Origin of the sequence: Pseudomonas sp. JV241A (genome assembly GCF_900275665.1) — a bacterium.
In the GTDB taxonomy this organism is placed as follows: domain Bacteria; phylum Pseudomonadota; class Gammaproteobacteria; order Pseudomonadales; family Pseudomonadaceae; genus Aquipseudomonas; species Aquipseudomonas wadenswilerensis.
The window spans coordinates 32,209-52,944 of the sequence record NZ_OPYO01000022.1; the positions used below are offsets into that span (position 1 = coordinate 32,209).

Here is a 20,736-nt window from a genome sequence, read left to right on the forward strand (position 1 = left end):
CTGCCTCGCGTTGCTGTTCAGCGCGATGGCCCAGGCTGCCAGCCAGAGCTTGCCGTTGCAGCAATCGCTGAGCGCCGTGAGCAGCGCCGAACACCAGCGCGACCTGCAGCAGTTGCAGCAACAGGTCAGCCAGGCCGTGCAGTTGCAGGTCAACGAACGCCCGCGCCCAGCGGGTCGCGCCAGTGTCAGCCTGCAACCGATGTTCTCGTCCCAGGCTGGCAGCTGGCCGTTCGAGCCGTTCGTCAACAACGGCCTGTTCCGCGCCATCGCCGGCTACCAGGCGCATCACCCGCAAGCGGTAATGGTGCGCGGCGGCAGCATCAGCCTGGCGCAACTGCACGACGCCCTCAACGACCCAAAGATCATCAAGCGCTACAAGGACGGCTACCTGCTCAGCTACCCGCTGGTGATCGCCAGCGATGGCGGCCTGCTGCTCGAAGGCACCAGCCTGTACCTGTACAGCTACTCCGGCACGGCGCTGATCAACCAGGGCTGGCTGGGCCTGAACCAGTCACGCCTGGAGAGTGTCGCCGGCGACAAACCCGGCAGTACCGACCGCGCCTGGCGGCCGTTCGTGGTGGCCTGGGCCGGCAGCCATACCCAGGTGCTGGGCTCGACCCTCAACCGCCTCGGCTACAACGCCAACCTCTCGCGCGGCCTGACCACCGCCCTGAGCAGCCAACAGGCCGCGTCGACCCGCCCGGCCACGCTGATCATCCGCAACAGCCAGTTCAATGAGCTGTCCAGCGCGGTGGAGCTGCAACACAGCCAGGCGCAGATCGACAACAGCCAGTTCGGCCAGTCCCAGCAGTACGCCATCGACGTGCGTGACAGCCAGGTGACGCTGCGCAACAACCAGTTGCGCGGCATCGACAACAACAGCGGCATCCGCCTGCGCGGCCAGACCCGCGGGCGCATCGAGCACAACCTGATCCTCGGCGCGCACAAGGCGGCCATCGAGGTCAGCGAGCAACAGGGCGCCCTGCTGCTGACCGGCAACCTGATCGGCGACAGCCGTGGCAACGGCATCCAGCTGCGCAACCTGGCGCCGACGGCTGCCGCGCCGCTGTTGATCAGCGACAACCTGATCGGCAACAGCCAGGGCAGCGCCGTGGACGCCAGCGAGGTCGGCGCCGTCAGCCTGATCGGCAACCGCATCGGCAACAGCCCGGAATACGCCGTCAGCCTGCGCAATGCCGCGCCGCTACCCGGGCCGCTGACCTTGAGCGGCAACACCCTGGGCAAGGTCGGCAAGGCGGTGGTGCGGGTCGAGGGCTTGCAGCAGGTGGTGCTGGGGCCGAACACTTTCGAGGGCAAGCCGATTTTGCAGAACCTGCTGATTGGTGACTTGTTGCCGGTGCAGGGCCTGCTGCTCGACGCCACCCAGCGCCGGGGCTGCGTGGTGCGGGTCGAGCTAGGCGAGCGTGCGCTGCATACGCAAAAAGCACTCGTCTTCGCCGACACAGACAAAACCCTCGCGCAGGTACAGGAACCGTGCCGGGTTGCTCTTGAACACCATCAGGCGCAGCAGCGGCAATTGCCGTTGGCGGGTCCAGTCCACCAGTTGCGTTAATACCCAACTGCCGACGCCACGGCCGCGAAAGCCTTCGAGCAGGTGCAGTTCACGGATGAACAGGGCCTGGCGGTCCTGGCTGAGGCTGAAGTAGCCCAGCGGTTGCTGGGCTTCGCTGATCAACCACTGCTCGCGCCACTCCCAGGCCTGGTCGAAGGCTTCTTCCTGCCAGAGCAGGTCGAACTCGCGGTAATACGGCAGCATGGCCCGGCGGGTGAGGTCGCGGGCGAAGGTGCGGTGCTGGTCGGTGGCGGGGGTCAGTTGCACAGTCATTCTAGTCGTTCTCATTCAGCAAGGCTGCGCCTTGCATCGCCGGCAAAGCCGGCTCCCACAAGGGCCAGGATATGTGGAAGCCGGCGTTGCCGGCGATGGGCTGCAAAGCAGCCCCATTGACTCAAGATTTGAATTCGTCGGCATAACACACCGGCGAACTCCCCGGCCCCTGGCGCTCCAGCTCATCCTCGAGCCATTGCGCCAGCACCATCGCATTGTTGTGCTCGGTGTCCTTGCCGGCATACAGCAAGGTCACATCGCCCTGCCCGGCCATGCCCAGCAACTTCCACCAATGCTCGGGCCGCGCCGTCAGCTCCTGGCGGTAGCGCTCGGCAAACCCGGCAAAATCCACTTCACCGGCATGAAAAGCCTGACGCAACGCCGTTGACGGCGCCACCTCCGGCAGCCACAAGGCCTGCAACTGGTCCTTGCGCCGGTTGCGCGGCCACAGGCGGTCGACCAGCACGCGCTGGCCATCGCTGGCTTGCAGCGGATCATAAACGCGTTTGCAGCGGATCATCGCTTCGCTCCATCGGCAGGTCCCTTGATCCTAGGGCTTTCCTTGACCGAGGTCACGATGAAGTCAGCGATTGTTTTTATCATGGCCGGGCAAGGCTCGACCCTTCCTGGTAACCCGGACCCGTCATCATGACCACCCCGACCCTGGCTGGCAGCCCATCGCTGGCCAACCTTGACCCCCGCCCCCGTCTCAACCACAAACCCGGCCGCACCACCCTGACCCTGTTTTTCAGCCTGCTGGTGGGCGGGCTGTTGTACACCGCCTGGAGCCTGTTTCGCGACATCGACGCCACCGGCACCGTGGTCACCACCTGGACCCCATTTTTGCTGCTCGGCCTGGCGTTGCTGATTGCCCTGGGCTTCGAGTTCGTCAACGGTTTTCACGACACCGCCAACGCCGTGGCCACGGTGATCTACACCCATTCGCTGCCACCGTCAGTCGCCGTGGTCTGGTCCGGCTGTTTCAATTTTCTCGGCGTGCTGCTGTCCAGCGGTGCCGTGGCCTTCGGCATCATCGCCTTGCTGCCGGTGGAGCTGATCTTGCAGGTCGGCTCCTCGGCAGGCTTCTCCATGGTCTTCGCCCTGCTGCTGTCGGCGATCATCTGGAACCTGGGCACCTGGTGGCTGGGCTTGCCGGCCTCGTCATCGCATACGTTGATCGGCTCGATCATTGGCGTCGGTATCGCCAACGCCTTGATGCACGGGCGCGACGGCACCAGCGGCGTGGACTGGACCCAGGCCAGCAAGGTTGGCTATTCGCTGTTGCTGTCGCCGCTGGTGGGCTTTGCCTGCGCGGCGCTGTTGCTGCTGGCCCTGCGCATGCTGGTCAAGCGCCGCGAGCTGTACCAGGCGCCGGTCGGCAACACGCCACCGCCCTGGTGGATTCGCGGGCTGCTGATCCTCACTTGCACCGGGGTATCTTTCGCCCATGGCTCCAACGACGGGCAAAAAGGCATGGGCCTGATCATGCTGATCCTGGTCGGCACCCTGCCCATGGCCTATGCCCTGAACCGCACCATGCCGGCTAACCAGTCGCTGCAGTTCGCCGCGGTGGCCGAGGTCACTCAGCAGGCCTTGCAGCGCAGCGCCCCGCAGGCCGCACCGGCGGATCCGCGACAGACCCTCAGCGCGTTCATCCGCGAGCCGCAGGCCAGTGAAGAACTGCTGCCGGCGCTGGCAGCGCTGGCCGGGATGATCGGCACCGAGGTCAAAAGCTATGGTTCGCTCAACCGGGTGCCCGCAGAGGCCATGGCCAACGTGCGTAACGACATGTACCTGACCTCCGAAGCCATTCGCCTGATCGACAAGCACCAACTGGCGCAGTTCAATGCCGATACCCAGGCCAAGGTGCAAGTGTTCAAGCAGCAGATCGACAGCGCCACCCACTACATTCCGCTGTGGGTGAAGATTGCCGTGGCCATTGCCCTGGGGCTGGGCACCATGGTCGGCTGGCGGCGCATCGTGGTGACCGTTGGCGAGAAGATCGGCAAGACCCACCTGACCTACGCCCAGGGCGCTTCGGCGGAGCTGGTGGCGATGTGCACCATTGGTGCGGCGGACATGTACGGGCTGCCGGTGTCGACCACCCATGTGCTGTCGTCCGGGGTGGCCGGGAGCATGGTCGCCAATGGCTCGGGCTTGCAGATGCGTACCCTCTTCAACCTGCTGATGGCCTGGGTGCTGACCTTGCCGGCGGCGATTGTGCTGGCGGGGGGGTTGTACTGGTTGTTTCGGCAGGTGTTCTGAATCGCGGGTCAAGCCCGCTCCTACAGTGATTGCGCCGATCCTGTAGGAGCGGGCTTGACCCGCGATAAGGCCTATGCAGGTATCTTCAACCCGCGCGCCACCGCCGGCCGCTGCACGAACGCCGCCAGCACCCGCTTGACGTTGGCAAAGTCATCAAAGCCCACCAGCTCGCCCGCCTCATAAAAACCGACCAGGTTGCGCACCCAGGGCAGAATGGCGATATCGGCAATGCTGTAAGCATCCATCACCCACTCACGCCCTTGCAGGCGCTGGTCCAGCACCCCGAGCAAGCGCCGCGACTCGGCCACGTAACGGTCGCGCGGACGCTTGTCTTCGTACGCCTTGCCGGCGAATTTGTGGAAAAAACCCACCTGGCCAAACATCGGCCCGATCCCGCCCATCTGGAACATCAGCCACTGCAGGGTCTCGTAGCGCTGGGCCGGGTCCGCCGACAGCAGTTGCCCGCTCTTCTCTGCCAGGTAAACCAGGATCGCCCCGGACTCGAACAACGCCAGCGGCTCGCCACCCGGGCCATTGGGGTCGAGGATCGCCGGGATCTTGTTGTTGGCGCTCAGGGAGATGAATTCCGGGGTCAACTGGTCGTTGGTCTCGAAGCTGACCTTATGCACCTCGTAGGCCAGGCCGATCTCCTCGAGCATGATCGACACCTTCACGCCGTTGGGCGTGGCCAGCGAGTACAGCTGCAGCAGCTCGGGCTGTTTGGCCGGCCATTTACGGGTGATCGGGAATGCACTGAGATCGGTCATGAACAGAACCTTGAGCAAGAAATTGAGGCAGACACTGTAACCAGTTTTGTCACCGCCGCGCGACCATCACCCAGTCGCGGTGACGCTCCGGGCCACATTCGAACACGGCCTCGCCGACCTTGCTAAAACCATTGCGCTGATAAAAACGGATGGCCCGGGTGTTCTGTTCATTGACGGTCAGGCGAATGCCGCCGCGCACCGGCGCCAGGGTGTCGTCGAGCAACAGCTGGGCGCCGCCGAGGCCATGGTGCTCGGGCAGCACATAGCAGCGGCTCAGCTCCGGCACGCCATCGGCCTCGGCAATCCCCAAGGATTCCGGCGCGCTGTCGACCAGGCTGTAACCCACCACTTTACCCAGGTGCTCAAGCACCCGCAGGCGCTTTCGCGGATTGAGCAGGTGCAGCACGAAGTGCTCGGGCTGCAGCCGGGTGTCGATGTATTCCTGCAAAGCCTGGGCAGCAGAATCCGGCGGGCTGGCCAGGGCGAAGGTCTGGCCGGCAACATGGCTGAGCGCCTCGGCATCACTGGGCCGGGCAACACGGGTAGTGAATGGCATGCAGCAACATCCTGTCCAACGGGCGAACCGGCATGGTAGCCCGATCCCTCAGAAGGCAAAACAGGAACAACCAAACGCGCCCCAAAAGCCCTGAAAATCACTGACCGGCACCGACGCTTGCCGCGCGCGCTGGTGCGCATGGGCATGCACCGCACAGGCACCGACGCACTGATGTATTTGTGCGGTCAGCGGCGCACCCTGGCGCCAGTGCCCGGGCACCTTGGCCACCGGCGACCAGTCGGGCAACACCGGCAAAGTCGGCGGGTCGAGCCGGGCGAACTCGGCGGCGCCGTACACCACCTTGCCATCGACCAGGGTCAGCACCGACTCCAGGCTTTTGATCGCCTCGGCGTCGATGCTGAAATAGTCGGCGCTCAAGGCCGTCAGGTCTGCCAGCTGGCCGACCTTGATCTGGCCCTTCTTGCCCTGCTCGCTCGAGAACCAGGCGCTGCCGTGGGTGAACAACGACAACGCGGTATCGCGGTCCAGGCCCTGCGGGTACAGCTCCAGCCCGCCCACGGTGCGCCCGCTGACCAGCCAGTACAGCGAGGTCCAGGGGTTGTAGCTGGACACCCGGGTGGCGTCGGTGCCGGCGCCGACCGGGATGCCTTCACCGAGCATGCGCTTGATCGGTGGTGTGTGCTGCGCGGCCTTGGCGCCGTAGCGTTCAACGAAGTATTCGCCCTGGAAGGCCATGCGGTCCTGAATGGCAATGCCGCCGCCCAGCGCCCGTACCCGCTCGATGTTCTTCGGGCTGATGGTCTCGGCATGGTCGAAGAACCACGGCAGTCCGTTGAAGGGAATGTCGCGGTCGACCTTCTCGAACACGTCGAGCATGCGCGAGATCGACTCATCGTAGGTGGCGTGCAGGCGAAACGGCCAGCGTTGCTCGAGCAGATGCCGCACCACCGGTTCCAGGTCGCCCTCCATGCTGCCGGGCAGGTCCGGGCGCGGCTCGAGGAAGTCCTCGAAGTCGGCGGCAGAGAACACCAGCATCTCGCCGGCGCCGTTGTGCCGCAGAAAGTCGTCGCCCTGGCCGTACCTGACGCTGCGGGTCCAGTTTTTAAAGTCGGCCAGTTCTTCCTTGGGCTTCTGGGTAAACAGGTTGTAGGCGATGCGCACGGTCAACTGCCGGGTCTTGGCCAGTTGCTCGATCACCGCATAGTCGTCGGGGTAGTTCTGATAACCACCGCCGGCATCGATGGCGCTGGTCAGGCCCAGACGGTTGAGCTCGCGCATGAACTGGCGGGTCGAGTTGACCTGATATTCCAGCGGCAGCTTCGGCCCCTTGGCCAGGGTCGAATAAAGGATCATCGCATTGGGCCGGGCGATCAGCATGCCGGTCGGGTTGCCGTTGGCGTCGCGCTGGATCTCGCCACCCGGCGGATTGGGCGTGTTGCGGTCAAAGCCGACCACGCGCAGGGCGGCGCGGTTGAGCAAGGCGCGGTCGTACAGGTGCAGGACGAACACCGGCGTGTCTGGCGCCGCCTGGTTCAGCTCGTCGAGGCTCGGCAAACGGCGTTCGGCGAACTGGAACTCGTTCCAGCCACCGACCACCCTCACCCACTGCGGCGCTGGCGTGCGCAGGGCCTGGTCCTTGAGCATGCGCAGGGCATCGGCCAGGGACGGCACGCCTTCCCAGCGCAGTTCCAGGTTGTAGTTCAGGCCGCCGCGGATCAGGTGCAGGTGCGAATCGTTGAGCCCGGGGATCACCGTGCGTTGCTTGAGGTCGATGACCTGGGTCGCCGGCCCGCGCAAGGCCATGACCTGGGCGTCATCACCCACCGCCACGAAGCGTCCGTCGCGAATGGCCACGGCGCTTGCTTGCGGCCGCTCGCGGTCCACCGTGTGCAAGCGGCCATTGTGCAGGATCAGCTCGGCCGGCACGGCCGTTTCGGTACCGCGCAGAATGGCCCCCGCGGCCAGTGGCGCCGTCGAGTACATGGCCCCGGCGGCGCCAAGCACGGAACTGGCGGCGATGAAACGGCGGCGGCTTTCCTGATCCTGGTTCATGGCGGCTCCTGAGGCGCGGCGTTGCCGGGCGAACAAAAGCTAAACGATAGACCAGCGCCGGCGCCGTACCAGTCAGCGGCGACGAAACAGCGGCCGTGGTTCGATCACCGAACGCCCATACAGCACGCTCATGCCGGCCAGGCCCTTGAGCGCATCCTCGGCGCATTTGTCTTCACGCACGGCGTAGCTGTCAAAACCGCACTGGCGCATATGGCTGAGCTGGTCACGCAGTACATCGCCCACCGCGCGCAGTTCACCATGCCAACCCAGGCGGCTGCGCAGCAGGTAAGCCTGGCTGTAGCCACGGCCGTCGCGAAAGCTGGGGAAGTCCACCGCGATCAGCGGCACCTGGGGCAGCCAGGCGCGCAACGGCTCGATCTCATCGTCAGGCCCCAGCCACAAGCCGTCACGGCCCACGGGCCGCTGGGCGCGGCGGGCAATCCAGGTGGCCAGCGGCAAAATCAGCAGACCGTCGGGCAGCACCTCGCCGGGTTCGCGCAACAGCTGCCAGGGATCGTGCTCGATCAACTGCGCCTCACCATTGCGCAGGCCAATCACATTACGCATATCAGCTCCTCCGGGCGCTTGGCATAGACCCGCTCCTTGAAGGGTTCCAGGCCGACCCGGCGCACGGTGTCGACAAAGGGTTCGTCCTGCTCGCGATAGGCGCAGTAGGTGGCGATGATCTGCTCGATCACCTGGGGGATCTCGGCGGCGCTGAACGACGGGCCGATGACCTTGCCCAGGGTGCTGTGCTTGCCCTGGGCGCCACCGAGGGTCACCTGGTACCACTCGCTGCCGTTTTTATCGACGCCGAGGATGCCGATGTTGCCGATGTGGTGGTGGCCACAGGCGTTGATGCAGCCGGAGATGTTCAGGCTCAGCTCGCCCAGGTCGTGCAGGTAGTCGAGGTCGTCGAAGCGGCGCTGGATCGACTGCGCGATAGGGATCGAGGTGGCGTTGGCCAGGGCGCAGAAGTCGCCGCCCGGGCAGGCGATGATGTCGGTCAGCAGGCCAATGTTGGCCGTGCCCAGGTCACGTTCGCAGGCCAGGCGCCAGAGCGCGTGCAGGTCACGCTTGCGCACGTCCGGGAGGATCAGGTTCTGCTCATGGGCAATGCGGATCTCGCCGAAGCCGAACTGCTCAGACCAGTCGGCCACTGCATCCATCTGCGCATCGGTCAGGTCGCCCGGTGGCGACGCGTCACCCGGCTTGGTCGACAGCACCACGCTGGCATAACCGGGGACCTTGTGCGGCTTGACGCAACAGGCTACCCAGCGGGCGAAGGCGTGGTCCTGGGCCAGGTGGGTGTCGTAGGCCAGCTCATCGTCGATGACGCTGTCGTAGGCCGGTGGCTCGAAGGCGGCGGCGACCCGCTGGAACTCGTCCTCGGTGAGTTGCGCCGGGCCGTCCTTGATGTGTTGCCACTCCTCCTCCACCTCGCGGGAGAACGCCTCGATGCCCAGCGCCTTGACCAGGATCTTGATCCGCGCCTTGTACTTGTTGTCGCGCCGGCCATGGCGGTTGTACACACGCAAAATGGCTTCGACATAGGACAACAGGTGCTGCCACGGCAGCCCTTCGCGGATCTGCAAACCGAGGATCGGCGTGCGCCCCAGGCCGCCGCCGACCATCACCCGCAGGCACATCTGGCCACGGCCGTCGCGGTACAGGTAGAGGCCGATGTCATGCATCATGATTGCTGCGCGGTCTTCGATGGCCGAGCAGATGGCGATCTTGAACTTGCGCGGCAAAAACAGGAATTCCGGGTTGATGGTCGACCACTGCCGGAGGATCTCGGCCAGCGGCCGCGGGTCGAGCAGCTCGTCGGCGGCGACACCGGCAAAGGCTTCGGTGGTGATGTTGCGCACGCAGTTGCCGGAGGTCTGGATCGCATGCATCTCGACCTCGGCCAGGCGCTGGAGAATGTCCGGCACCTGAGCCAGTTCGATCCAGTTGAACTGGATGTTCTGGCGCGTGGTGAAGTGGCCGTAGCCGCGGTCGTACTCGCGGGCGATCTGCGCCAGGGTGCGCATCTGCCGGGCACCCAGGGTGCCGTAGGGGATGGCCACGCGCAGCATGTAGGCATGCTTTTGCAGGTACAGGCCGTTTTGCAGGCGCAGGGGCAGGAACTCTTCTTCACTCAGTTCGCCAGCCATGAACCGGCGCACCTGATCGCGAAACTGCGCCACGCGCTCGAACACCAGCGCACGGTCATACTCGTCATAGTGATACATGGTTCGGACCTCATCAGGGAGGCCGTTACTATGGCTTTTGGGTGTACTGGGTTACAGATTCAGGTTGGGGGTATTTATACGGATCAGATGGACTTGAAGCATCGCGGGGCAAGCCCGCTCCCACCCTGTAGGAGCGGGCTTGCCCCGCGATGAGGCCCTACCCCACTACACCTTCGCTGCGCTTCAACTCGCCAATCTTCTCCAACCGCGCCCGCACGATGTTGCGGCTGATGTTCAGCAAGCGCCCGGTCTGCAACTGGTTGCCATGGCAGAAGCGGTACGCGGTGCGAAACACCGTTTCCTCGATATGCTCGTACAAGTCTGGAATGTTCTGCTCGAACAGCGCCGTCAGCGCCGCCTCAAGGTTCGGCGGCTCGCTGGCCAGGCGCAGCGGCTGGCTGTGTTCCTCCTGGCGAATGCCCACCGAACGCATGTCCACCAGGTGCAGGTCGGCCGGCTGCACCACCTGTTGCCGGCACACCAGCAAGGCATGGTGAATGGCGTTCTCCAGCTCGCGAATATTCCCCGGCCAGCTGTGCGAGAGCAGTTTGCGTTCGCTCTCCAGGCTCAGGCTGGCGCGGCTGTAGCCCAGGCGCTGGCAGTGCTCTTCGAGGAAGAACTCGGCCAGCGGCAGGATGTCCCCCGGCCGTTCGCGCAGCGGCGGCAGGCGGATGGTTGCCACGTGCAGGCGGTAGAACAGGTCTTCGCGAAAATGCCCGGCCACCACCGCATCGGCGAGGTTGACGTTGGTCGCCGCCACCAGGCGCACGTTGATCGGGATCGGCGTGCGCGAGCCCAGGCGCACCACTTCGCGCTCCTGCAGCACCCGCAGCAGTTTCACCTGCATGTTCAGCGGCAGGTCGCCGATTTCATCGAGGAACAACGTGCCGCCATTGGCCGCTTCGAACCAGCCGGCCTTGCTGTTGGTGGCGCCGGTAAAGGCGCCCTTCTCGTGACCGAACAATTCGCTCTCGACCAGGGTTTCGGCAAAGGCGCCGCAGTTGACCGCCACGAACGGCTCGCGCCCGCGGCGGCTGAGTTGATGGATGTGGCGGGCGACCAGCTCCTTGCCGGTGCCGGTCTCGCCGATGATCAGGGTGTTGGCTTCACTCGGCGCCAGGCGTTCGATGCGGCTGAGCAGTTCCTGGGAGCGCGGGTCCTTGAACACCAGAACGGTGGCGCGAACGGATTTGGTCAGTTCCCGGGCATGGGGATGGGTTATCAGCGACATGGTGCATTCCTGGCAGTGAAAGCGCAGGGCCATAGTGCCCGAAACAAATTAGAACAAATAATTATTAATTAGTATTTATATATTCCATAAAGAGATATGCGATTGGCACTGCTGCCCCAGCAGCAGTCGCCCAGCAATCCGTGGCTGCTGGCCAGCATCGACGCCCCCCGAGATCCCCCTTGATGACAACGAAGTCCCGCAAATGCAGGGCCTGCAGCGCTCTGGCACGCATTTCGCTCAAGCCTGGCACACGCACCGTGCAAGGACCTCTCGATGAAACTGCAGAAAACATTCGCCTTCGGCCTGAGCCTGCTGGCCCTGTCGTTCAGCGCCGTGGCCGCGCAAACCTTCGCGCCCAAACCCGACCCGCTGCAAGGCGATGGCCGGGTCTCGGCGTTCTACAGCTGGAACCAGGCCATCCCCGCCAGCCCCGGCAAACTGCTGCGCAGCGAGCCGCTGGAACAGACCCTGAGCCTGCCCGGCGCGGCGTCGCAGTTGCGCATCCTCTACAGCTCCACCGACGGTATCGACGGCAAGACTCCGGTGGCAGTCTCCGGTGCGCTGTTCATTCCCCAGGGCACGGCGCCAGCAGGCGGCTGGCCGGTGGTGACCTGGGGCCACGGCACCGTGGGCGTGGCGGATGTCTGCGCGCCGTCCTGGGCCGGGCGTTCGTACCGCGACGTGCAGTACCTGGCGCGCTGGCTCAACGAGGGCTACGCCATCGTCGCCACCGACTACCAAGGCCTGGGCGTGCCCGGCGGCCACCCGCTGCTGAACAACCGCATGGCCGCCTACGGCATCCTCGACGCCGCTCGCGCAGTGATTGCCGGGGTGCCGGGGCTGGCCAACAAGGTGCTGGTGGTCGGCCAGTCCCAGGGCGGCGCCGGCGCCTTTGCCTCGGCCGCCTATGCGCCGACCTACGCCCCGGACCTGGGCCTGAAGGGCAGCGTCGGCACCGGGGTGATCTACACCGTGGGTGCGAAAAACGTCGGCGAGCAGGACCCGGACCAGGTCGACGCCTCCCTGGCCTACGGCTTCTACACCCTGCTGGCGGCCCAGCAGTACGACCCGCGCATCGACCCGCGCGACTTCTACACCGACAAGGCCCTGCCGCTGTTCGAACAGGCGCGCAGCACCTGCCTGTCGTCACTGGTGGCCGATGTGGTCGGCACCGGCCTGACCCCGGCCAACACCCGCAAGGCCAACAGCGGCGAGCAGCTCAAGCCGTGGCTGGCGCAGGTGTCCTACCCGACCCTGAAACTCAAGCAGCCGATCTTCATCGGCACCGGCGCCGAAGACAAGACCCCGGCCGCCGCCACCCAGGTGGCGTTGATGCAGGACGCCTGCAAGACCGGTTCGATCGTCGAAGGCCACCTGTACAAGGGGCTGGGCCACAGCGAGACGGTCAACGCCTCACTCAAGGACTCGCTGCCCTTCGCCCGCAAGGTGTTCAGCGACCAGCCCATCGCGCCGATCTGCAACCCCACCGTGCAATAAGGACTATCACCGTGAGCATCGAATTCTTTACCCGCCTGCCCTTGCACGGCGAAACCCAGTTCCTCCCTGGCGATCCGCGCAACCGCGGCGACTGGCATAGCGGCAGTGACAGCACCGGCGCCGTGTCGAACTTCGCCGTGGGCGATCACTTCACCTACATCGACTACCTCGGGCAAATTGCCCGCGCCGCCGAGATCAACGGCTTTGGCGGCGCGCTGATGGTCAACGCGCCGTCCGGCGAAGAGCCGTGGACGGTGTGCTCGCTGCTCGCCCGCGAGACCCGCACCCTGAGTTACGTCACCGCCTTCCAGCCCTACCACTACACGCCCTGGGTCGCCGTGCAGCAGGCCGCCACCTACCAGCGCGCCACCGGCAACCGCCTGGTGTGGAACATCATCAACGGCGGCTCCGACGCGGTCCAGCGCCAGGTCGGCGACTTCAGCGACCACGATGAACGCTACGCGCGCGCCATCGAGTTCATGGACGTGGTCAAGGGCTACTGGCACTCGGAGAACTTCCACTACCAGGGGCGCTTCTACCAGGCCGAAGGCGGCGGCCTGCGCGGCCCGCAGAAAAAGGCCGAGCTGCCGCTGATCTGCACTGCCGGCTCGTCGATCGCAGCGCGGGAGTTCGCCGCCCGCCACGCCGACTTCTACCTGATGCGCGCCGAGCACCCGGACGAGATCCGCACGCTGATCGCCGACATTCGCGAGCGGGCGCTCAAGCACGGTCGCAGCAACATCCGCTTCGGCCTGTCGATCGATGTGATCACCCGCGAGACCGAAGCCCAGGCCCTGGCCGAGGCCAAGCGCTTCTTCGACGAAGGCGTGGCCAAGGGCGCGGTCAAGGCCGTGGCCGCCCATGCCGGGCTGCGCAGCGCACGCAAGCTGAGCTACGAAAATGAATACGCGGCCAAGGATGAAACCCGGCCGTTCGACGACTTTTTCATCTACCCCAATGTCTGGGCCGGCTTCGGCTACATCGGCATCCCGCCGGGCCTGGCGTTGGTCGGCAGCTACGAGAACGTGGTGGCACGGATTCGCGAGTACAACCAGTTAGGCATCGACCTGTTCTTCCTCGCCGGCTACCCGCACCTGGAAGAAGCCTACCGCCTGGGCGAGCACATCCTCCCGCACTTTCGCGGCGAGCGAGCGCCATTACGGCGGATCGACACCCAGGCGCCGGCCCTGCGTGCGGCAGGAGGCTGAGGCCATGGACCCTTTTGATTACCAGCGCCGGCGTTTTCTCGGCTATAGCCTGGCGCTGGGCGGCGGCATGCTGCTCAGCGGCTGCGGCCCCGATACACCTGCTGCCAGCAACCTGGCCAGCGACCAGCCGCGCCATGGCGGGCGCCTGCGCCTGGGCGTGCTGTCCGGCGGCCAGGTCGGCAACCTCGACGCCCACAAACCCATCGGCAGCGGCATCGTCCGCGGCTTTGCCCTGTACAGCAAGCTGTGGGAATGGGACGAGCAGATGCAACCGCGCCTGGCCCTGGCCGAAGAAGCCGAGGCCAGCGCCGACGCCAGCAGCTGGACCGTACGCCTGCGCCAGGGCCTTGAGTTTCACAACGGCAAGACTATCGATGCCGACGACCTGATCTTCTCCATTCGCCGCCTGACCGACCCGCGATTGGCCTCGCCCTATGCCGCGCTGCTGCACTGGGTCGACCGCGACAACCTGGAAAAGCTCGACGCGCGCACCGTGCGCATCCGCTTCAAGGACGGGCGCAGCTACCTGCCGCTGGCAGAAACCTGGGTCAACTTCGGCGGCATCGTCCCGGTCGATTACCACCCGCTGACCAACCCGGTCGGCGCCGGCCCCTACAAGTTGAAAAGCTTCACACCCGGCCAGCGCTCGGTGTTCAGCCGCTTCGAAAACTACTACAAGGACGGCAAACCCTACGCCGACGAGCTGGAGATCATCGACTTCAAGGACCAGGTCTCGCGCCTGGCCGCCTTGCGCGCCGGGCAGATCGACATGGCCAACGGGCTGCCCAGCGAACAGTTGCAGATCATCGAACGCGACCCGCGCCTGCAACTGGTGACCTCGGTCAGCGGCAACTGGCTGTCGTTCGAGATGAACACCAGCAGGCCACCGTTCGACAACCCGAAGGTACGCGAAGCCTTCCGCCTGCTGGCCGACCGCCCGGAGCTGGTGCGCCGCGCCTTGAATGGCCAGGGCCGGGTGGCCAACGACCTGTACGCACCGAACGACCCGACCTTCAACCACCGCCTCGGCCCACGCCCGCATGACCCGCAACGGGCGGCAACACTGCTGCGCGAAGCCGGCCACGAACAGCTCGAAGTCGAGCTGGTGACCACCAGTGGCCCGGCCCTGGCTTCGGCACTGGTGTTCGCCGAACAGGCCAAGCGCATCGGCGTGAGCCTCAAGGTGCGCCAGGTCGACCAGGCCACCTTCGACGGCCCGCAGCACGACCAGTGGCAACTGAGCACTGGCGGCACCATCGGCGCGCCGTTTCTGGCCAGCGCCATGCACATCGATGCGCCCTTTGCCGTGGCCAACAAGACCCACTTCAACGACCCGCAGTTCAGCGAACTGTTCCTCCAGGCCATGGCCCAGCCGGACCTGGCCAAGCGCAGTGCCCTGGTGCACCAGGCCCAGCAGATCCAGTACGAGCGCGGCGGCTTGCTGATCTGGGGCTACGTGAATTTGCTCGACGCCTTCTCGCGCCAGGTCGGTGGCGCCGCAGCCGAGCAGACGCTGTTCAGCACCTGGCGTTTCGACAACCTCTGGCTGCGCACCTAGCATTTTTGCCAGTAGACGGGTCGAGGCAGGCCCCCTAGGTTAAGGAACGACGGTTACACGTCGGTTTAGCGCCCCCCCTCTGCTGGAGAGCCGCGTCATGATGGACGATATCGAGAATGCTTTTGTGGGCATCGACCTGATTCTGGAGACAACGAGCGGTAGCAAACCGTTGAACCTGACGATGTGGAAACCCATTTTCACCGAAGACACGTTTGAGGTTTGCGCAGGATCCGAGGCCGAAAGATACCTATGGACCTTGAGTTGCTGGGGGAAGCTAGCGCCAGGCACTTACAAGTTTGCTCTGGAGACCGAGCCTGAGGATGAGGATAGCGGCGAACAGGCACGCGTAACTCTGGAGTTCGGAGAATACCTCCAACAACCCTTCAAGCTCAGTGAAGGCCTATTAACGGTTGATGAAGTACAACACAGCGATGATGGCCTGTACGTCCTGGGTAACTTTGAATTCAGCGTGGAAGATGAACGCACCGACATAGAGAAAGTCGGTTGCTGGGAATTCACTATCGGCGACAGAGCCTGACCTGGCCCCCCCTGACATCAGCGCAACCCCGCCTGACGCTGACGATATTCTCCCGGCGTGAGCTGCGCATAGCGCAAAAAGAACCGGCTGAAATACGCCGGGTCCTTGAAGCCCAGGCTGTAGCAGATCTCATTGGCCGAGCTGCCGGTGTACAGCAGCAGGCGCCGCGCCTCCTGCATCAGCCGTTCGAGGATCAGCCGCTTGGACGGCAGGTCGGCGATGCGCCGGCACACTTCATTGAGCCGCGCCTCGGTGACGCCGATGCCCTGGGCGTAGCGCGCCAACGGCCAGTGTTCGAGGTAGTGGGCCTCGATCAGTTCGTTGAAGCGGTGGAACACCTGCAAGTCTTCATGACGGGTTTGCCGTGCGGGCAGCGAGCGCGCGCACAGGCGCAGCAGGCTGGTCATGATCAGCCGCGTCAGGCTTTCCAGCGCCGCCCCGCGCCCGGCTGCGCTGGCGTTGATCTCACTGTGCAGCTCATCGAACAGCAGGGCCAGGCGCCGCGCCTCGGCGGCATAGCTCGGCTCCAGGCCGCTCAAGGCCACGCAGGCCGGCGCCACCTGCGGCCCCGGCGCCAACCCCGGATCAGCTTCGAGTAACTGCCAGACCAGTTGCTGGCGCACGGTCAGCACATGGCCATCGGCATCGGGCTCGGTGACGAAGGAATGCGGGATGGTCGGCGGCGTGAGGAAGAACATCGGCCCCGATTCGACGTACTGCTGGTCGTCCAGGTACACCCGCACCGTGCCGCTCTTGACGTAATGCACCTGGAAAAACCGGTCATGGCGGTGCACCGGCATGTTGCGGCCGAAGAACCCGGCCAGGTTGCCGAGCTTGTCGTAGTGCACCTCGGCATCGCTGTAGCGCTGGTCATAGACCTGACCGATGTTGATGTTGGGGATTGGCTGGCGCTCGCTCATGGCCCTGGTCACTCTTGTTGTTCTGTCGCCAGCTTACTCCTGCAGCAAGCCGCTTGCATTTCGTTAACATCTTAATTATAACGTTAACACATTAACAATTATTCGAGCAGGGACCCTGCCCCTGCCCCAGCCAGGAGAACCCCATGAGCCGTGCCTTGCACGATGCTGCCAGCGGTACCCTGTTCGGCGTTGCGCTGAACTACCAGGGTTTGCTGAACCAGCGTCTCGCCGAATTCGAACAGCCGCCGTATCAAAAGCCGCCGGTCAAGCCGGTGCTGTTCATCAAGACCCCCAACACCCGCAATGGCCACGGCCAGCCCGTGGTCTATCCGCAAGGCATCGAACAACTGCAACCGGGCCCGGCCCTGGGCGTGGTGATCGGCAAGCGTGCCACCCGGGTCAGCGTCGACAATGCCCTCAGCCATGTCGCCGGCTACACCATCGTCAATGAATTCAGCCTGCCGGAAGACAGCTACTACCGCCCGGCGGTCAAGGCCAAGTGCCGCGACGGCTTCTGCGCCCTGGGCCCTGAACTGGTGCCGGCCGCGCAAGTCGCCGACCCGCAGCAGCTGAGCATCAGGCTGTTCATTAATGGCCAGCTGCGCCAGCAGAACAGCACCGCCAACATGGTCCGCAGCGTTGCCCAGCTGATTGCCGAGATCAGCGAGTTCATGACCCTGCACGAAGGTGATGTGCTGATCACCGGCACCCCCGAAGGCCGCGTCGATGTGCTGCCCGGGGATCAGGTTGAAGTCGAGATCAGCGGCCTCGGGCGCCTGACCAACAGCATCGTTGCCGCGCAGGAGAAGCGCTGATGAAACACGCACGTATCCGCTACCAGGGCGAAGTCCACGCCGTCACCGTCGAGGCCGACAACGCCGTGCGCCTGGCTGATGGCCGGCTGTTGCAAGAGCAGCAGGTCGAGTGGTTGCCGCCGGCCACCGGCAACATGTTCGCCCTGGGCCTGAACTACGCCGACCACGCCGCCGAGCTGGCCTTCACACCGCCCACCGAACCGCTGGCGTTCGTCAAGTCGGTGGGCACCTACACCGGCCACAACCAGGTGAGCTGGCGCCCGGACAACGTCGCCTACATGCACTACGAGTGCGAGCTGGTGGCGGTGATCGGCAAGCCTGCGCGCAACGTCAAGCGCGAGGATGCCCTTGAGTACCTGGCCGGCTACACGGTGTGCAACGACTACGCCATCCGCGATTACCTGGAAAACTACTACCGGCCCAACTTGCGGGTGAAAAACCGCGACGCCACCACCCCCGTCGGGCCGTGGATCGTCGACGTCGCCGAGGTGCCGGATGCCTCCAACCTGACCTTGCGCACCTGGATCAACGGTGAGCTCAAGCAGCAAGGCAGTACCAAGGACATGATTTTCGACATCCCCTACCTGATCGAATACCTGTCCAGCTTCATGACCCTGCAGCCGGGCGACATGATCGCCACCGGCACCCCCGAGGGCCTGGCCGACGTGGTGCCGGGCGATGAAGTGGTGGTCGAAGTCGAAGGCGTCGGGCGCCTGGTCAACCGTATTGTCAGCGAAGCCGAGTTCTTCGCCCTCAACCGCCAAGAGGCATGAGCAACATGATCAAACACTGGATCAACGGCCGCGAGGTCGAAAGCAAAGACGTGTTCGTCAACTACAACCCAGCCACCGGTGAAGCCATTGGCGAAGTCGCCAGCGGCGGCGCCGAAGAAGTTGCCCAGGCAGTAGCAGCGGCGAAAGAAGCCTTCCCGAAATGGGCCAACACCCCGGCCAGGGAACGCGCCCGGCTGATGCGCAAGCTTGGTGAGCTGATCGAGCAGAACGTGCCGCAGCTGGCCGAACTGGAAACCCTCGACACCGGCTTGCCGATCCACCAGACCAAGAACGTGCTGATCCCCCGTGCCTCGCACAACTTCGATTTCTTCGCCGAAGTCTGCACACGCATGGACGGCCACACCTACCCGGTCGACGACCAGATGCTCAACTACACCCTGTACCAGCCGGTGGGCGTGTGCGGGCTGGTGTCGCCGTGGAACGTGCCGTTCATGACCGCGACCTGGAAGACCGCGCCATGCCTGGCCCTGGGCAACACCGCGGTGCTGAAGATGAGCGAGCTGTCGCCATTGACCGCCAACGAACTGGGCCGCCTGGCCGTCGAGGCCGGCATCCCCAACGGCGTGCTCAACGTCATCCAGGGCTACGGCGCCACCGCCGGTGATGCCCTGGTGCGTCACCCGGACGTACGTGCGATCTCCTTTACCGGCGGCACCGCCACCGGCAAGAAGATCATGCAGACCGCAGGCCTGAAGAAGTACTCCATGGAGCTGGGCGGCAAGTCGCCGGTGCTGATCTTCGAAGACGCCGACCTGGAGCGCGCCCTCGATGCGGCGCTGTTCACCATCTTCTCGCTCAATGGCGAGCGCTGCACCGCCGGTAGCCGTATCTTCATCCAGGAAAGCGTCTATCCGCAGTTCGTCGCCGAGTTCGCCGCACGGGCCAAACGGCTGATCGTCGGTGACCCGCAAGACCCGAAAACCCAGGTAGGCTCGATGATCACTCAAGCCCACTATGACAAGGTCACCGGTTACATCAGGATCGGCATCGAGGAAGGCGCGACCCTGCTCGCTGGCGGCCTGGAGCGCCCGGCCAACCTGCCGGCGCACCTGGCCCGTGGGCAGTTCATCCAGCCGACGGTGTTTGCCGACGTGAACAACAACATGCGCATCGCCCAGGAAGAAATCTTCGGGCCGGTGGTGTGCCTGATTCCGTTCAAGGACGAAGCCGAGGCGCTGCGACTGGCCAATGACACCGAGTATGGCCTGGCCTCGTACATCTGGACGCAGGACATCGGCAAGGCGCATCGTCTGGCCCGCGGCATCGAGGCCGGCATGGTGTTCATCAACAGCCAGAACGTGCGCGACCTGCGCCAGCCGTTCGGCGGGGTCAAGGGTTCGGGCACTGGCCGTGAAGGCGGGCAATACAGCTTCGAGGTGTTTGCCGAGATCAAGAACGTGTGTATCTCGATGGGCAGTCATCATATTCCGCGCTGGGGCGTCTGACGTCATCGCTGGCAAGCCAGCTCCCACAGGTCTGATGTCACCTCAAAACCTGTGGGAGCCGGCTTGCCGGCGATAGCGATGGCACTGACAGCACACAAGAACAACAATTACCAGGAGTTCCATCATGGGCGAAGTCGTCCTGGCAGCCAAAGTCTGCCACGTACCCTCGATGTACCTGTCCGAACTGCCCGGCAAGCACCATGGCTGCCGCGAGGCGGCGATCGCCGGGCACAAGGAAATCGGCCGCCGCGCCCGCGAACTGGGCGCCGACACCGCCGTGGTGTTCGACGTCCACTGGCTGGTCAACAGCGGCTACCACATCAACTGTGGCGAGCACTTCAAGGGCACTTACACCAGCAACGAGCTGCCGCACTTCATCAAGAACATGGACTTCGAGTACCCCGGCTGCCCGGAGCTGGGCGAGCTGATCGGCCTTGAGGCCAATGCCGCTGACGTGCGCACCCTGGCCCACAACATCCCGAGCCTGGAGCTTGAGTACGGCACCCTGGTACCGATGCGCTACATGCACATGGATGTACCGGAGGCGCAAAAGCTCAAGGTCGTGTCGATCGCCGCCTGGTGCGCCTGGCACCGCCTGGAAGATAGCTTCGCCTTCGGCGCCGCCGTGCGCCGGGCCATCGAAAAGAGCGACCGCAAGGTCCTGGTGCTGGCGTCCGGGTCGTTGTCGCACCGCTTCTCGGACGACCGCAACGCCGAAGCCAACATCCACAACTGGACCCGCGAATTCGACAAGCAGATGGACATGCGGGTGGTCGAGCTGTGGAAGCAGGGCCGTTTCAAGGAGTTCTGCGCAATGCTTCCGGACTACGCCACTCACTGCTACGGCGAAGGCGGCATGCACGACACGGCGATGCTCCTGGGCCTGCTCGGCGGCGCCGACTACAACAAGCCGGTCGAGGTGCTGACCGAGCCGTTCGGCAGTTCCGGCACCGGGCAAATCAACGCCATCTTCCCCCTGTAACCCTGTAGGAGCGGGCTTGCCCCGCGATCACCCATCGCGGGGCAAGCCCGCTCCCACATGAGAC

The 20,736-nt window shown here is 64.7% G+C and carries 18 protein-coding genes and 1 pseudogene; 10 read left to right on the forward strand and 9 right to left on the reverse strand.

Features of this window, described 5'->3' with window-relative positions; all coding sequences use genetic code 11:
• Positions 1–301: 301 nt before the first annotated feature.
• Positions 302–1,171: pseudogene (locus tag JV241A_RS27660) on the forward strand (right-handed parallel beta-helix repeat-containing protein); the annotation flags it as partial.
• Between the two features lie 243 nt (positions 1,172–1,414).
• Here the strand turns inward: JV241A_RS27660 and JV241A_RS14060 are convergent.
• Together JV241A_RS14060 and JV241A_RS14065 are read right to left on the reverse strand one after the other, a co-directional pair.
• Positions 1,415–1,846: a GNAT family N-acetyltransferase gene (locus tag JV241A_RS14060; protein ID WP_134063119.1), complete on the reverse strand. Its 432-nt coding sequence runs from the start codon at positions 1,844–1,846 to the stop codon at positions 1,415–1,417.
• A gap of 121 nt (positions 1,847–1,967) precedes the next feature.
• On the reverse strand, positions 1,968–2,366 hold the full coding sequence (locus tag JV241A_RS14065) for a DUF488 family protein (protein WP_115087182.1): 399 nt from the start codon (positions 2,364–2,366) through the stop codon (positions 1,968–1,970).
• Positions 2,367–2,494: 128 nt separating this feature from the next.
• Here JV241A_RS14065 and JV241A_RS14070 point away from each other — a divergent pair, with 128 nt between their 5' ends.
• Positions 2,495–4,111 (forward strand): inorganic phosphate transporter, encoded by a 1,617-nt coding sequence (locus JV241A_RS14070; RefSeq protein ID WP_134063121.1) that lies wholly within the window; start codon positions 2,495–2,497, stop codon positions 4,109–4,111.
• Between the two features lie 71 nt (positions 4,112–4,182).
• On the opposite strand, the gene JV241A_RS14075 is transcribed toward JV241A_RS14070, so the two are convergent.
• The 6 genes from JV241A_RS14075 to JV241A_RS14100 form a co-directional block, all read right to left on the reverse strand.
• Complete coding sequence (locus JV241A_RS14075; protein ID WP_115087184.1) at positions 4,183–4,878, reverse strand: glutathione S-transferase N-terminal domain-containing protein; 696 nt, start codon at positions 4,876–4,878, stop codon at positions 4,183–4,185.
• 49 nt (positions 4,879–4,927) lie between these two features.
• Positions 4,928–5,434: a GNAT family N-acetyltransferase gene (locus tag JV241A_RS14080; protein WP_134063123.1), complete on the reverse strand. Its 507-nt coding sequence runs from the start codon at positions 5,432–5,434 to the stop codon at positions 4,928–4,930.
• A gap of 48 nt (positions 5,435–5,482) precedes the next feature.
• Entirely contained in the window at positions 5,483–7,321 is a 1,839-nt protein-coding gene (locus tag JV241A_RS14085; protein WP_166675703.1) for an amidohydrolase, read from the reverse strand.
• Between the two features lie 198 nt (positions 7,322–7,519).
• Positions 7,520–8,014 carry a DUF934 domain-containing protein gene (locus tag JV241A_RS14090; protein WP_115087187.1) on the reverse strand — a complete coding sequence of 165 codons (495 nt, stop codon included), beginning with the start codon at positions 8,012–8,014 and terminating at the stop codon, positions 7,520–7,522.
• A complete protein-coding gene (locus JV241A_RS14095) occupies positions 8,002–9,684 on the reverse strand; it encodes a nitrite/sulfite reductase (RefSeq protein WP_115087188.1) in 1,683 nt (560 codons plus the stop codon). The genes JV241A_RS14090 and JV241A_RS14095 overlap by 13 nt, the downstream gene beginning before the upstream one ends.
• A 157-nt stretch (positions 9,685–9,841) precedes the next feature.
• Positions 9,842–10,915, reverse strand: a complete 1,074-nt coding sequence (locus tag JV241A_RS14100; protein WP_134063125.1) for a sigma-54 dependent transcriptional regulator — start codon at positions 10,913–10,915, stop codon at positions 9,842–9,844.
• Between the two features lie 273 nt (positions 10,916–11,188).
• On the opposite strand from JV241A_RS14100, the gene JV241A_RS14105 reads away from it, so the two are divergent.
• The 4 genes from JV241A_RS14105 (at position 11,189) to JV241A_RS14120 (ending at position 15,716) form a co-directional block, all read left to right on the forward strand.
• Positions 11,189–12,412, forward strand: a complete 1,224-nt coding sequence (locus JV241A_RS14105; protein WP_134063127.1) for a lipase family protein — start codon at positions 11,189–11,191, stop codon at positions 12,410–12,412.
• Between the two features lie 11 nt (positions 12,413–12,423).
• The gene (locus tag JV241A_RS14110; protein ID WP_115087191.1) at positions 12,424–13,620 is read left to right on the forward strand and encodes an LLM class flavin-dependent oxidoreductase; all 1,197 of its coding nucleotides are present in this window, start codon (positions 12,424–12,426) and stop codon (positions 13,618–13,620) included.
• 4 nt (positions 13,621–13,624) lie between these two features.
• Positions 13,625–15,178, forward strand: coding sequence for an ABC transporter substrate-binding protein (locus JV241A_RS14115; protein WP_134063129.1), 1,554 nt, complete (start codon positions 13,625–13,627; stop codon positions 15,176–15,178).
• Between the two features lie 97 nt (positions 15,179–15,275).
• A complete protein-coding gene (locus JV241A_RS14120) occupies positions 15,276–15,716 on the forward strand; it encodes a hypothetical protein (protein WP_134063131.1) in 441 nt (146 codons plus the stop codon).
• 17 nt (positions 15,717–15,733) lie between these two features.
• Here JV241A_RS14120 and hpaA read toward each other — a convergent pair whose 3' ends face one another.
• Complete coding sequence (gene hpaA, locus JV241A_RS14125) at positions 15,734–16,636, reverse strand: 4-hydroxyphenylacetate catabolism regulatory protein HpaA (RefSeq protein WP_115087194.1); 903 nt, start codon at positions 16,634–16,636, stop codon at positions 15,734–15,736.
• A 143-nt stretch (positions 16,637–16,779) separates the two neighbouring features.
• Between hpaA and JV241A_RS14130 the strand changes: the two genes are divergently transcribed.
• The 4 genes from JV241A_RS14130 to hpaD all read left to right on the forward strand — a co-directional run bounded on the left by JV241A_RS14130 (position 16,780) and on the right by hpaD (position 20,672).
• Positions 16,780–17,451, forward strand: coding sequence for a fumarylacetoacetate hydrolase family protein (locus JV241A_RS14130; RefSeq protein ID WP_134063133.1), 672 nt, complete (start codon positions 16,780–16,782; stop codon positions 17,449–17,451).
• The gene (locus JV241A_RS14135) at positions 17,451–18,224 is read left to right on the forward strand and encodes a fumarylacetoacetate hydrolase family protein (RefSeq protein ID WP_134063135.1); all 774 of its coding nucleotides are present in this window, start codon (positions 17,451–17,453) and stop codon (positions 18,222–18,224) included. Before JV241A_RS14130 ends, JV241A_RS14135 begins: the two co-directional genes overlap by 1 nt.
• 5 nt (positions 18,225–18,229) lie before the next feature.
• Entirely contained in the window at positions 18,230–19,690 is a 1,461-nt protein-coding gene (hpaE, locus tag JV241A_RS14140; RefSeq protein ID WP_134063137.1) for a 5-carboxymethyl-2-hydroxymuconate semialdehyde dehydrogenase, read from the forward strand.
• A gap of 124 nt (positions 19,691–19,814) precedes the next feature.
• Entirely contained in the window at positions 19,815–20,672 is an 858-nt protein-coding gene (gene hpaD / locus JV241A_RS14145; RefSeq protein ID WP_134063139.1) for a 3,4-dihydroxyphenylacetate 2,3-dioxygenase, read from the forward strand.
• The last annotated feature ends 64 nt before the right edge of the window (positions 20,673–20,736 follow it).